The organism is Prevotella sp. Sow4_E9_plate (genome assembly GCF_052116205.1).
Classification (GTDB): Bacteria; Bacteroidota; Bacteroidia; order Bacteroidales; family Bacteroidaceae; genus Prevotella.
The window spans coordinates 90,878-102,685 of the sequence record NZ_JBQKLN010000010.1 but is presented as its reverse complement, the minus strand read 5'-3'; the positions used below and the strand labels follow the sequence as shown (position 1 = coordinate 102,685).

The window sequence follows — 11,808 nt, the reverse complement described above, 5'->3', positions numbered from 1 at the left end:
TACGCAACTGCTGAGCAGCTTTCTTGTAATCAATTTCTAAGTTGTCCATAATATAAAAACTGTGTTAAACTACTTTTATTGTAGCTTGACACAGTTTAGTTTACACTCTCCCAAAAGTTGATATTCAAGGCTCCTACTGGAGCCGGAAAGACGGTGATGGTGAGTACCTTGCTGGATGAGCTGACTCGTGACCTACCTATGAATGGGCAGTGCCGATATTCTCGTGTAGCATGGGTTTGGATTGCTCCTAACAAGTTGCATCAGCAGAGTTATCGCTCCATGCGCAATTTCTTTAGTGAACGAAGATCGTTGCGTCCTGTTATGTTTGATGAGTGTAATCATGTAGATGGTCTGCATCCTGGCGATGTGCTCTTTTTGAACTGGGAGAGCATCAATAAGGATAATGCCGTCATGATTCGTGACAATGAGCAGAACCGCACGCTCTACGAACTGATACGGAAGACCAAGATAGAGCAGCATCTGCCAGTGGTGGTTATCATAGACGAGGAACACATGTTTGCCGGACGTAATGCCAAGAAAAGCGAGATGGTATTGCAAGCTATCCAGCCACACATAGAACTTCGAGTATCTGCAACGCCAGTCACCCAAAGCTATCATGCGGTTCTTGTGAAACGCCAAGATGTAATCAATGAAGAAATGATTAAGAAGGGCATAGAACTGAATCCGAATGTAAAGAGCAGTAAGGAACAGTCGGAGCTTACGGTGAACCAGCGTCTCTTGAAGAAGGCTCTCGAAAAGCGAAAGGAACTGGCTGAGGCTTACAAGGAATATGGCATCAATCCGTTATTGCTCATTCAGTTGCCTAATGATAGCAGCGAATCTATGTCGTCGAAGGACAAGACTATCGCCGAGGAGATGCAAGCCTACTTAGAACAGGTTTGCGACATCAGCGTGGCAAATGGCAGGTTGGCAGTATGGCTATCAAAAGATAAATCGCCCAATCTACAGAATATCACTCATCCTGATGATATTACCGAGGTCTTGCTGTTCAAGCAGGCCATAGCCTTGGGATGGGATTGTCCTCGTGCCTCTGTCCTTCTGATATTCAGAGAATTGCAGAGTATGACTTTTACCACTCAGACCGTGGGACGAATACTCCGAATGCCAGAGCAGCATTTTTATAAGAACGACATTCTGAACTACGGTTATGTTTATACCGACCTTTCGGCTGACATGATTAGCATTGTGGGAGATGACATGAACTATATCAGCACCCTCTACGCCAATCGCAAGAAAGACTTGCCGAACATCACGCTCCGTTCCTATTATACGGATAAGCATGGGGCAACAAGAAACCGCTTGGGCTCCCAGTTCCGCAGCATCTTCTATAAGACCATGGAACGGGAATGGGAACAAAACCCGTTGTTGCTTTTCTCTGCAGAAGATTTCTTTGAGGATGATGGTGAGGCTGAGAATGCGGACGAGGCGAAAAAAAAGGAGGCAGACATGGATGCCAAAATCAAGTTGAATCGCTACAATGCCAAGCGACATGGTGTGCAGACCGATGTGTCAAGAATCTTGGTGGCTATCCCGAAGGACACCCCATTGACGGGTGATTCGGGCATCGTGGAAATAACAGACAAGGCAAGGTTGGCTCTGAACGCATCAGAATTGCAGAATCTCTTTACGCTGTTCTGTCGTAAGAATGTGGGTGGGTTCTCCAAATTTGACAGTACGCCAGTCTTGCAAGGAGCCATCGAGAGTGCCTTGGAGGAATACCTGCAAGTCTTTTCGATGGATGTGCCTAAGGTGGTGCTCTATCATCAGAACCGTCCGCGCTTCGAGGAACTGATACGCAAGGCGTTGGTAACCTACGAGGCTACGCTGAAGAAAAATGCCAAGGAGGTGTCGATGGAATATCAGCAGTCTGTATGGCAAGTGCCGGAGACTCGTCTCTATAATGCGGCAATGGTGAGAACTACGGAAGGCGAAATCTTCAACCATGCCTTGTATCCTTATTTTGAGCAGATTACGGCATCGAGACCTGAGCAAGAGTTTGCACGTTGGTTGGATGACAAGATGGAATATGTGGAGTGGTGGTACAAGAATGGAGACGAGGGAAAGCAGCATTTCGCCGTGCCTTATACGGATTCGGGGAGTAGAAAACGTTGTTTCTATGTGGATTTCATCGTCAGATTGAAGTCGGGTACCATCTGCCTCTTCGACACCAAAACCAAGGGCAGCGATGCGGATGCGCCAGAAAAGAACAATGCCCTCTTGGATTACATCTCCAGTTATCAAGCTACAGGCAAGAAGATTGTGGGTGGCGTGCTCATCAAAGACGAGGGTACGAGCAACTGGTATTATCCTGGAGGCGTTATCGAGAACACAGACAATATAGATGGGTGGTCGGCATTGCATCTTGAAACCCTATTATAATAAGGTAATCATATATAATAAGGTATGAAGAAAAGCTTGGACAGAACATTCCTGAACTATGGAATCAGGCAGGAAGACATGCAACTCATAGAGAGTGCATGCCAATCGGAGGGTATAGATGCGGAATGGCTCAAGGATTATATCCTCAAGCCTTTCCATGAAGAGCGTAATAACCAAAATGAGTCAAGTCTTGAGGAAAAGAAGGTGACGAAAATACTCAAGAAGGCTCTCAAAGAAATTAAGAAGTAATGAAACTGAAGCGTATCTACATAGAGAATTATAAGACCTACAGAAAGTTGGACTTAAACTTAGAGGTAACGAGCGACCGTCCCATCATCTTGATAGGTGGTGCCAATGGTTGTGGAAAAACTACGCTCTTCGATGCCATCTATTCTGCACTCTATGGATTGAAGATATCCAACAAACGACAGTTTGAGGAAATCTTCAATTCGGGGGTAAAGAACGAGAGCGGTATAGAAGGCAAGACCATCATGCTGGAGATTACTTTCTCTGGGATGGTTTTGGGGCAAGAAACGCCTTATCGGTTGCGTCGTGCCTATCGGTTTGTGGATGGCAGGATACAGGAGAGCAACGTGCTCAATATGAATGGTAACAGTTATCCTTACGGTTCTGGTTCAACGGCTATCAAACGCAGCACCAATGAAGCGATAGTCAACAAGATTATCTCTGCCAATCTGCCTGCTGAATTGAGCAACTATTTCCTCTTTGATGCTATGAAGACTTCCGACCTCGTGAAGGAAGAACAAATCAACAAGCTCATCATGAAGAACATCAATTCGGTGATGGGTTTCAATAAATACACTCAGTTGCAAAATGCAGCCTCGGCTTATCTTGATGAGAAGAAGGCAGAACGCTTGGAGAACGAAAACCTGCGTGCCGAATACTTGAAACTGACCAAACAGAAGGTGGAGATGGAAAGGGATGTGGCAAGTCTGATCGATGCCTATAATCAGGCATTGAACTATGCCAATGAACATAAGCAGCAGTATGAGCAACTGAAGGAGGGACGGAACTCGGATGATGTGATTCGTGACAAAATGCATCAGATTGAGGAGAACATCAACAGCTTCTATCAGAAGGAAAAGGACTATAGACAGGATGCTGAGGCTATCTCCAAAGATTTAGAGTGGAAAGTAATCATGCCAAAGGTTGCCAATAGCATCAGTACCGAGGTGGAACTTATTCTGAACGAGAAGGAGGTGGTGGCTTCTGCAAGGGGTAATATCCTCAATGACAAACAGATAGAAAAGGTTACCCAGGATGTAATACGATTGCTTAAGGAGAAATACCCGCAGGTAGGCGAGGTTTCTATTGCCGAGATTATTAAAGAAATCAAATGTGAGCAAGACAACAGCGATGATTATAATGACAAATATGGTTTTCTGAGTGATGCTGATGTCAATGTGTTGAGAAACCTGGTTCAGCAATCATATTCCAATCCTTATCTTTCGCTGGATGAGAGACGTGAAAGCTTAAACTTAGAGTTGGCGGATATTCCAAAGAAACAGGAACAATTGGAAGAATATAAACGCGCCTTGACAGGTCACGATTACAGCATCATCGAACTCTATGAAAAAAATGACAGGAAGATAGAGGAATTGAAGGCAAAAATCGTGGAACAGAAGAATGCTATCAAGGAAATGGAGAGGAAGATTTCTACTTACGATTATGATATGCCACAAGTTCCAGATCCTCAGTATGATATGTTATGCAAACTGCCTGGCTTCTTCAAGTCGCTTTCCTGTAAGTTACTCAAGTCGAAGAAGGCAAGTATCGAGCGTATGATGAAGGAGCAGTTGAACATCAACTTGGTGATTTATGCTGGTTACATTGGTAGGGTAGAGCTTTCGGCAGATGATTCGGAGGAAATCTCGTTCAAGATATTCCACAAGAATGGTAATGAAATTTATCTGAGTCAGCTGAATGCTGGTGCCAAGCAAACTGTGATGCAGGTGTTACTGAAAGTCCTGTATGAACTGGGTGATTACGACCCTCCTGTAATGATAGATACTGTAATGGGTGTTCTTGACAAGGAGAGTCGTGAAGTTATCATCAACCGTTATTTCCCGGATTTGGCTCATCAAACCATCCTGTTAAGTACTGATACGGAAATAACGACAGAGACTGATTTCAAGAAGATAGTGGCTTATGTGGCAAGAACCTATACTTTGCATAGAGACCAGGAAAGGCAGTGTACTACTGTCAGCGATGATTACTTTGGATTACAAACTTACGAATTCTAGTAGAAATGAATGTACAAGATATAAAACTTGAGGGAATGAGAATTCTGGAAGAAACTCATGATTTGCTTGAAGAAGTGAAATATGCTATCGAGCAGAAACTGAACCTTTCGGATTACTCAGATATGGTTCGCCCTGTAGTATTGAACTTTACTACGGTTATGCGAATCTGTCTTCTTGTTGGATTGAGCGATAAGACACCAAGAAGTAAGTCAAAGGTAGAGAAATTGCAAACCTCTGCAGGTATGCAGCCATTGGGTGGTTCTTTCTTTACCAAGTCAAATATAAAGGAGGTCTTCGTGGCTCTTATCAAGATGCGTTATAGTGATATTGATGCCGACTGGCAGAATTCTACTTTTCTGAGTAAGGTGCTTTTTAGCGAAATGATGAGGGGTAAGAGTATCTTGATGGAAGAAGGTGGTATTGATGAATGGCTGCACTTCTCTCCGTTGAGAGGTGGAAAGTCGTTGATGGATATTCCTGAGTTGAATCTTTATATCGGTCAGTATGAGGATGGAATGGATGCGGCTTTAGACATCAACAGTACTGCTATTTCAAATACACAGATATTGATAGCAGGAACTACTGGTTCGGGTAAGTCAAACTTATTAGCTGTCCTCATCAATCAAATCAGAATGGCATCGGCTGATACCTACTATCCTGTCAACTTTCTCTTGTTCGATTACAAGGGGGAGTTCTCTGATCCTGCCCATGCCGATTGGCTGTCGAAGTTTGAGACCGATTCCTCTGCCATCTTGAATCCGATGGAGAAACCTTTGCCGTTTACTCCGTTCAAGGACTTTACTGGCAGACCTGTCAATGAAATCCACCTGTATTCCACGACCTTGGCAAATGCCATCTGTGCTATATCTTCCGCTAAGATTGGTGCTTTGATGGATAACAGACTGAGCGAAGCTATCATCAAAGCCTACAAGGCGAAGAACCAGAAACCAATCACCTTTCAGGAAGTTTTTGATCATTATACGATGTTGATGCCCGAGAAGAAACAGGGTGATATGGATAGTGTAAAATCAGTCTTAAACCAGTTGATTCTGAATAATATTTTTGCAGAGGAAGACAAGGTAGATTTGGTGAAAGGTTGTTATATTATCAACTTAGGAAAGTTTGACAAGGAAGGTATCATGGCAAAGGCTATCGTATATTTCGTGACATCGAAGTTGAACAATATCTATGAGCAATTGCCTCCACAGGCAAAGAATGAGGATAGGGTGGAGCTGCGCCATTTCACCATAATCGATGAGGCTCACTATATGCTTGGTTTCGAGAACAAGCCTTTGCAGAACTTGATAGCTGTGGGTAGAAACAAGGGCATGAGCATCATCCTTGCTACACAGAATATGGATTCGTTTAAGAAAGCCTCTTTTGATTTCTATGCCAATGCCCAATATCCTCTCATTATGAATCAACAGCAACAGAATGATGGAGTGTTGAAGGATTTGTTTGGTGTGAGTGGCATGGCTCTCCAGGAGCTGAAGCAAACTATTGCTGGCTTGCAGAAGGGTGAACTGATAACCAAGGATACCCAGGCTATGACCCTTGGTATCGGCAAACATTGGAAGAAAATTAAGGTTACTCATCTTATTTGATAATGGATAAAGATATAGACTATTATCTGGGTGTTTTTGAAAAGATGAAAAGAGCGCTTATGCGGGGCGTAAAAGCTCCGCATAAGCCCCTTTTGCTCTTGGCTATTTTAAATCTTTGCCAGCGAGGTACCATAAAAGATAATCATATCGTTCTTTCAAGTGAGTTGGTTGGGGAGTTTAAAAGGTTATGGAGATTGTATATTGGTGAACAGAATACAGGTGGTAGTATTTTTGTTGCAGAGGGATTGGCTATGGATATTCCTCATAGTTATCCTTTTAAATGTAGCATAGAGAATCCCTATTATCATTTGCAGCATGAATCCTTTTGGCGATTGGTAAAAAATGAGAACGGCAAAGAAAGGAAGTTTTATTCTAGCTTAAAGTCTTTGCGCGATGGTTTTGCTTATGCAGAAATAGACCAGGAATTATATGATTTAATGGTTAATAGAGAGTCTGCTGTAATACTGGAGTGTAAGCTTCGGAAACTCGTATAAACTAATCCCGAAGTATTTATGAATGCTTGCTAGGAGTAAAAATATTATACGAAGCTTTTGCCCTTGCAGGGCGCATGTCTTCTAGAATATAAGTTGATGCAATTCTTTTTTCAAAAAATAGAATTGCATCATTCTGTAAGAAATCATTTAAGTCAGAGTCCCCACAGTCGAATGTATTTATTTGATGTTCCAAGGAAAGATGTTCTATTTTCATCCTCGAAGTGCATTATAAGTTAAATTCCATTCTTTGTCAAGAACAGCGATTTCAGCTTGTAGCTTTTCTCTATTAGCTTTGCGCTGTTCAGGAGTTAAACTCTCTACACGCTTCATTTCTTCAACAAAGCGTTCGGCGTCTTTGCCATATAATATTGGCGTTTCTCTAATTGGTCTTGCCATAATTTTATCCTCCTATTAATTATATTGTTATTTATGTCGCTGCAAAAATAGTGCAAGGAATACGGGAGAAAAGTTACGGAAAAAGCTTATTCAGTTTATTCTTGCAGTTCTTTCTAAAATCTTCTATACTGATAGAACGCTTCCAATCTTCTAGCCACGGGTCTTGTGCCGTTAGTTCTTTTTCAAATTCTTCAGCATCAATATATTGCCCATTCTCATACTCTTCCTCAATAGCTTCAATTCTAGCCACGGCTTCTTCTTCATTGGCCGGATGCCAGCCAACTGGAATCGGCTGCTCTTCTTGTAATGTATATCTTTTCTCCTTCATAAGCTCTTTCCTTTATAGTTTTCTTTTGAATTGTCTGATCAGATATCTAGGGCTTCTTCTCATATCCCATAAATCTACGAAAATGACGAGGTCGTTGGCTTCGTCGTAACGATAGATAATCTTCCAATTCTCCTTGATAATTGCACTATGGTAAGGGCGGTGGAATCGCTTAAGCAATGGCTCTCTGGGTGAAGAAAGAGGATGTTTGCTAAGTCTGTTTATTATTGCTTGCAAGCTTTCGTCAAATCTTTGAACGCAAAGTCGACCAAAGTTTTGATAACTATAGTCGGTTGTTTCTTTATAAATTTGAAGAAAGCTATTGCGTAGTGTTACTTTAGCCATGTTCGTTCTTCGTTTAGTTTATTGAAAAACTCTTCTACACTATAGCTAATGCCTGTCCTTTCATACTCCGCCTCAATTGCTTCAATCCTAGCTATGGCTTCTTCTTCATTAGCCGGATGCCAGCCAACAGGAATCTTATTCCAGTCAATATCTTCTTCTGCACATTCATCCTCGGGAAGTGCTATGGCGGCATTTCCGTGATAGGCTGGTGCAGGCTCTGCTGCGAAAGCTGCATCTTTCTGCTCTTCTGGCAATGTATATCTTTTCTCTTTCATAAGCTTGCGTATTTTATCTGCTGCAAATTTACGATTATTATCTGAATCATGCAAAAAAAATGGGAGAAATGTTTTATAAAGTATCTTATAATCAAGGTTTTTGTTCTTTGTAGGGCTTGGGGACGGTTCAGAAAAAAAAGTCACAATACCTAGCGGATAGAGCTGGGTATTGTGACTTTGCTTTTTGTTATATGTGTTTATTCGATACTCTCTTCTATCGATTTCAATACGTAGTCGAGAATCTCATCGGTGTGGCAGAGGGAGATGAAATTGCCCATAGGCACGCGGTTTGACTTCAACTGACCTGCCTGAATCTCGCCCGCCTTGCACTTTCAATACCTTGAAGGAATTGAGGTGAATCTTAGTAGTGTTTCAAATCACACGCTGCCTGCTCGTAATCGATGAGATGATCGATGGTAGGGTGGTCGCCGCAGATTTCGCAGGATGCACGCTTCTTTACCTTGATGGTGCGGAAGTTCATCGTCTTGGCATCGAAGGTGAGCAATCGGTCGGTGAGCAGTTCGCCCACACCGAGGAAGTACTTCAACGCTTCGGCAGCCTGGATGGTTCCGAGCATACCGGCGATGGCACCAAGGACTCCTGCCTGGCTACTGGTAGGAACAGCGCCTGCTGGAGGTGGCTCCTTGAAGAAACAACGGTAACAAGCCGTGCCTGGAAGATGGGTGAAGGTCTGCCCCTGGAATCTCAGGATGCCGCCATGCGAGAATGCTTTGCCCAGACGTACGCAGGCATCATTGATAAGGAACTTCACCGGGAAGTTGTCGGTGCAATCAATGACGAAATCCCATGGCTTGATGATTTCCTCGGCATTGTCTGAGGCGAGGAAGGTATGGTAGGTTGTTACCTCCACATCAGGATTGATGGCAATCATCTTCTCCTTGGCGCTTTCCACCTTAGGGGTGTTCAAGTCCTTGGTCTGGTGGATGACCTGTCGTTGCAGGTTGCTGAGGTCAACCACATCGGCATCCACGATACCGATATGTCCCACGCCAGCCGCAGCGAGGTAGAGGGCAACTGGGGAACCCAATCCTCCGGCACCAATGATGAGCACCTTGGCATTGAGGAGCTTTTCCTGCCCCTCGAGGCCTACATCCTGAAGGAGGATGTGGCGGCTGTATCTTTCTATCTGTTCTTCTGTTAAATCTATCATTTTATTGTACTTTATGTCTTTTTTTTTGTAAAAAATTACTTTGTATAGCAGTTTATGCTCATACAGCAGTATAGAAAAAGGTCGCAAACAATTAACAGCTTGCGACCTTTGATATTCTTTATAAATTCCCGAATTATAAATTCCCGAATCAGGAAGTATAATTCTCGAATTCTCAAATTACTCGATAACCACGAGTGCATCCTCTTCGAGCACAGCCTGACCAGGCTTAACGCAGATAGCAGTAACCTTACCATCCTTCTCAGCCTCGATGTTGTTCTGCATCTTCATAGCCTCGAGAACGACAACAGTGTCACCTGCCTTCACCTCCTGACCAACTGCTACCTCGATGCTGGTGATAGTACCTGGGAGAGGAGCCTTCACAGCGTTGGCTGTATTAACGTTGGCAGCTGGAGTAGCCTCAGCATCATCAGATGCAGCTGCTGGCTGACCGAGCACTACCTTCTTCTTCTCTGGCTCAGCCTCCTGTTCCATCTCAACCTTGTAAGCTTCGCCATTCACGTTCACGCTTGCGATGTTGCCCTCAACAGCGTCAATCTGAACCTTGTATTCTTTTCCGTCAATTGTATATTTAAACTCTTTCATTTCTATATCTTTATGGTTTAGCTGTTAAACTCAAGAACTTGGCGTTCCACATCGTCTGACGTGGCTTGATTGTGATGATGCCAGGCTCCTTGTCGTGTACGTTATTGCCCTGGTACTCATAGAGAGCCATGGCAATCGCAGCATAAATATTCTTATCCATTTTCTGAATCTCCAATTATTAATTATAAATTATAAATTCTTAATTGAAAATTACATTGGCATACAGCCATGCTTCTTAGCTGGCAAGCTCTGACGCTTGGTTGCGAGCTGAGCCAAACCACGGCAGATGCGGAAACGGGTGTTGCGTGGCTCGATGACGTCATCGATGTAACCATACTGAGCTGCCTGATATGGATTAGCGAACTTGTCGGTATACTCCTGCTCCTTCTCAGCCAGGAATGCCTTTACATCCTCGCCAGCTTCCTTCTTAGCCTTAGCTTCCTTACCACAGAGAACGGCAACGGCACCGCTGGCACCCATTACGGCAATCTCTGAAGATGGCCAAGCGAAGTTCAGGTCGGCACGCAACTGCTTGCAACCCATCACGATATGGCTACCACCATAGCTCTTACGCAATGTGATAGTAATCTTTGGCACGGTAGCCTCGCCGTAAGCGTAGAGCAACTGTGCACCGTGGAGGATGACTGCGTTGTACTCCTGACCTGTACCTGGCAAGAATCCTGGTACGTCTACGAGAGATACGATAGGAATATTGAAGGCATCGCAGAAACGGACGAAGCGGGCTGCCTTGCGGCTAGCGTTTACATCGAGTACACCTGCGTAAGCTGCAGGCTGGTTGGCTACGATACCAACGCTCTGACCATTGAAGCGGGCGAAACCTGTAATGATGTTCTTGGCGAACTTAGGCTGAACCTCGAAGAACTCTCCGTTATCGGTTACTGCACCAATCACCTTATACATATCGTATGCCTGGTTTGGATCGTCTGGGATAATCTCGTTCAGAGTATCGTCCATACGGTCGATTGGGTCTGTGCACTCAACGCGTGGAGCCTCTTCTGTATTGTTGCTAGGGATGAAAGAGAGCAGGCTCTTGATCATCTCGATAGCCTCTTCCTCAGTCTTTGCAGCGAAGTGGGTTACACCACTCTTGGTTGCATGTACAGATGCACCACCGAGGTGCTCTGCATCGATGTCCTCACCAGTTACGGTCTTGACAACCTTAGGACCAGTCAGGAACATGTAAGAAGTCTGCTCCTTCATGATGATGAAGTCGGTCAAACCTGGAGAGTAAACGGCACCACCGGCGCAAGGGCCCATGATAGCAGAAATCTGTGGGATGACACCAGAAGCGAGGATGTTGCGCTCGAAGATCTCACCGTAACCAGCGAGGGCGCAGATACCTTCCTGAATACGAGCACCACCTGAGTCGTTCATGCAGATAACAGGTGCTCCCATAGTCATAGCCATATCCATTACCTTGCAGATTTTCTGTGCCATAGTCTCAGAGAGTGAACCACCATTTACGGTGAAGTCCTGAGCATATACGTAAACCAGACGGCCGGCTATAGTAGCGCTACCGGCTACCACACCATCACCGAGGTACTGCTTCTTCTCCATGCCGAAGTTAGTGCAACGATGCAACTTGAACATATCGTACTCCTCGAAACTGCCGGCATCTACCAACATTTCGATACGCTCGCGAGCGGTATATTTGCCACGTGCATGCTGCTTCTCGATGGCCTTCTCGCCACCGCCAAGACGAGCCTGTTCGCGCTTAGCGATCAGCTCCTTAATCTTTTCTACTTGTTTGCTCATAATTGATTATTATGTATTATTTCTTTATTCTTTATAGAATGTATTTCTGAATAGATGGGGTGGGGAACGGGCCGTCACCACATAATTCGGGCGCAAAGATACGAAAAAAACCGCAGATAGCGAACTATCTACGGTTAAATATTTAGAATATTGTG

Annotated in this window: 13 protein-coding genes; 5 read left to right on the top strand and 8 right to left on the bottom strand. The window is 44.2% G+C overall.

Going from position 1 to position 11,808, the window contains the following annotated elements; genetic code table 11:
- Window positions 1-117: 117 nt before the first annotated feature.
- The 5 genes from ACTQ53_RS06100 to ACTQ53_RS06080 are packed head-to-tail and all read left to right on the top strand — an operon-like array spanning window position 118 to window position 6,762.
- Window positions 118-2,400, top strand: a complete 2,283-nt coding sequence (locus tag ACTQ53_RS06100; protein ID WP_441932428.1) for a DEAD/DEAH box helicase — start codon at window positions 118-120, stop codon at window positions 2,398-2,400.
- Between the two features lie 24 nt (window positions 2,401-2,424).
- Window positions 2,425-2,649, top strand: coding sequence for a hypothetical protein (locus ACTQ53_RS06095; protein WP_119249270.1), 225 nt, complete (start codon window positions 2,425-2,427; stop codon window positions 2,647-2,649).
- Window positions 2,649-4,664, top strand: a complete 2,016-nt coding sequence (locus ACTQ53_RS06090) for an AAA family ATPase (RefSeq protein WP_441932427.1) — start codon at window positions 2,649-2,651, stop codon at window positions 4,662-4,664. Before ACTQ53_RS06095 ends, ACTQ53_RS06090 begins: the two co-directional genes overlap by 1 nt.
- Window positions 4,665-4,669: 5 nt before the next feature.
- Entirely contained in the window at window positions 4,670-6,268 is a 1,599-nt protein-coding gene (locus ACTQ53_RS06085; RefSeq protein ID WP_441932426.1) for an ATP-binding protein, read from the top strand.
- Between the two features lie 2 nt (window positions 6,269-6,270).
- Window positions 6,271-6,762 carry a hypothetical protein gene (locus ACTQ53_RS06080; RefSeq protein ID WP_441932425.1) on the top strand — a complete coding sequence of 164 codons (492 nt, stop codon included), beginning with the start codon at window positions 6,271-6,273 and terminating at the stop codon, window positions 6,760-6,762.
- Between the two features lie 210 nt (window positions 6,763-6,972).
- Here the strand turns inward: ACTQ53_RS06080 and ACTQ53_RS06075 are convergent, their stop codons facing one another.
- The 8 genes from ACTQ53_RS06075 to ACTQ53_RS06040 all read right to left on the bottom strand — a co-directional run bounded on the left by ACTQ53_RS06075 (window position 6,973) and on the right by ACTQ53_RS06040 (window position 11,653).
- Window positions 6,973-7,158: a hypothetical protein gene (locus ACTQ53_RS06075; RefSeq protein ID WP_235390153.1), complete on the bottom strand. Its 186-nt coding sequence runs from the start codon at window positions 7,156-7,158 to the stop codon at window positions 6,973-6,975.
- 73 nt (window positions 7,159-7,231) lie between these two features.
- A complete protein-coding gene (locus ACTQ53_RS06070) occupies window positions 7,232-7,486 on the bottom strand; it encodes a hypothetical protein (RefSeq protein WP_441932424.1) in 255 nt (84 codons plus the stop codon).
- A 12-nt stretch (window positions 7,487-7,498) separates the two neighbouring features.
- Complete coding sequence (locus tag ACTQ53_RS06065) at window positions 7,499-7,828, bottom strand: type II toxin-antitoxin system RelE/ParE family toxin (protein WP_441932423.1); 330 nt, start codon at window positions 7,826-7,828, stop codon at window positions 7,499-7,501.
- The gene (locus ACTQ53_RS06060; protein ID WP_441932422.1) at window positions 7,816-8,103 is read right to left on the bottom strand and encodes a hypothetical protein; all 288 of its coding nucleotides are present in this window, start codon (window positions 8,101-8,103) and stop codon (window positions 7,816-7,818) included. The genes ACTQ53_RS06065 and ACTQ53_RS06060 overlap by 13 nt, the downstream gene beginning before the upstream one ends.
- 361 nt (window positions 8,104-8,464) lie before the next feature.
- Entirely contained in the window at window positions 8,465-9,274 is an 810-nt protein-coding gene (locus ACTQ53_RS06055) for a HesA/MoeB/ThiF family protein (RefSeq protein ID WP_294970406.1), read from the bottom strand.
- A gap of 177 nt (window positions 9,275-9,451) precedes the next feature.
- Window positions 9,452-9,877 (bottom strand): biotin/lipoyl-containing protein, encoded by a 426-nt coding sequence (locus ACTQ53_RS06050; RefSeq protein ID WP_022120280.1) that lies wholly within the window; start codon window positions 9,875-9,877, stop codon window positions 9,452-9,454.
- Window positions 9,878-9,887: 10 nt separating this feature from the next.
- Window positions 9,888-10,037, bottom strand: coding sequence for a hypothetical protein (locus tag ACTQ53_RS06045; protein ID WP_176425588.1), 150 nt, complete (start codon window positions 10,035-10,037; stop codon window positions 9,888-9,890).
- A 50-nt stretch (window positions 10,038-10,087) separates the two neighbouring features.
- The gene (locus tag ACTQ53_RS06040; RefSeq protein WP_217760185.1) at window positions 10,088-11,653 is read right to left on the bottom strand and encodes an acyl-CoA carboxylase subunit beta; all 1,566 of its coding nucleotides are present in this window, start codon (window positions 11,651-11,653) and stop codon (window positions 10,088-10,090) included.
- Between the last annotated feature and the right edge of the window lie 155 nt (window positions 11,654-11,808).

Excerpts from the sequence above, each read along its gene's own strand:
- ACTQ53_RS06095 (WP_119249270.1), top strand. The coding sequence starts at position 2,425 with ATGAAGAAAAGCTTGGACAGAACATTCCTGAACTATGGAATCAGGCAG.
- ACTQ53_RS06090 (WP_441932427.1), top strand. The coding sequence starts at position 2,649 with ATGAAACTGAAGCGTATCTACATAGAGAATTATAAGACCTACAGAAAG.
- ACTQ53_RS06085 (WP_441932426.1), top strand. The coding sequence starts at position 4,670 with ATGAATGTACAAGATATAAAACTTGAGGGAATGAGAATTCTGGAAGAA.
- ACTQ53_RS06080 (WP_441932425.1), top strand. The coding sequence starts at position 6,271 with ATGGATAAAGATATAGACTATTATCTGGGTGTTTTTGAAAAGATGAAA.
- ACTQ53_RS06075 (WP_235390153.1), bottom strand. The coding sequence starts at position 7,158 with ATGGCAAGACCAATTAGAGAAACGCCAATATTATATGGCAAAGACGCC.
- ACTQ53_RS06070 (WP_441932424.1), bottom strand. The coding sequence starts at position 7,486 with ATGAAGGAGAAAAGATATACATTACAAGAAGAGCAGCCGATTCCAGTT.
- ACTQ53_RS06065 (WP_441932423.1), bottom strand. The coding sequence starts at position 7,828 with ATGGCTAAAGTAACACTACGCAATAGCTTTCTTCAAATTTATAAAGAA.
- ACTQ53_RS06060 (WP_441932422.1), bottom strand. The coding sequence starts at position 8,103 with ATGAAAGAGAAAAGATATACATTGCCAGAAGAGCAGAAAGATGCAGCT.
- ACTQ53_RS06055 (WP_294970406.1), bottom strand. The coding sequence starts at position 9,274 with ATGATAGATTTAACAGAAGAACAGATAGAAAGATACAGCCGCCACATC.
- ACTQ53_RS06050 (WP_022120280.1), bottom strand. The coding sequence starts at position 9,877 with ATGAAAGAGTTTAAATATACAATTGACGGAAAAGAATACAAGGTTCAG.
- ACTQ53_RS06045 (WP_176425588.1), bottom strand. The coding sequence starts at position 10,037 with ATGGATAAGAATATTTATGCTGCGATTGCCATGGCTCTCTATGAGTAC.
- ACTQ53_RS06040 (WP_217760185.1), bottom strand. The coding sequence starts at position 11,653 with ATGAGCAAACAAGTAGAAAAGATTAAGGAGCTGATCGCTAAGCGCGAA.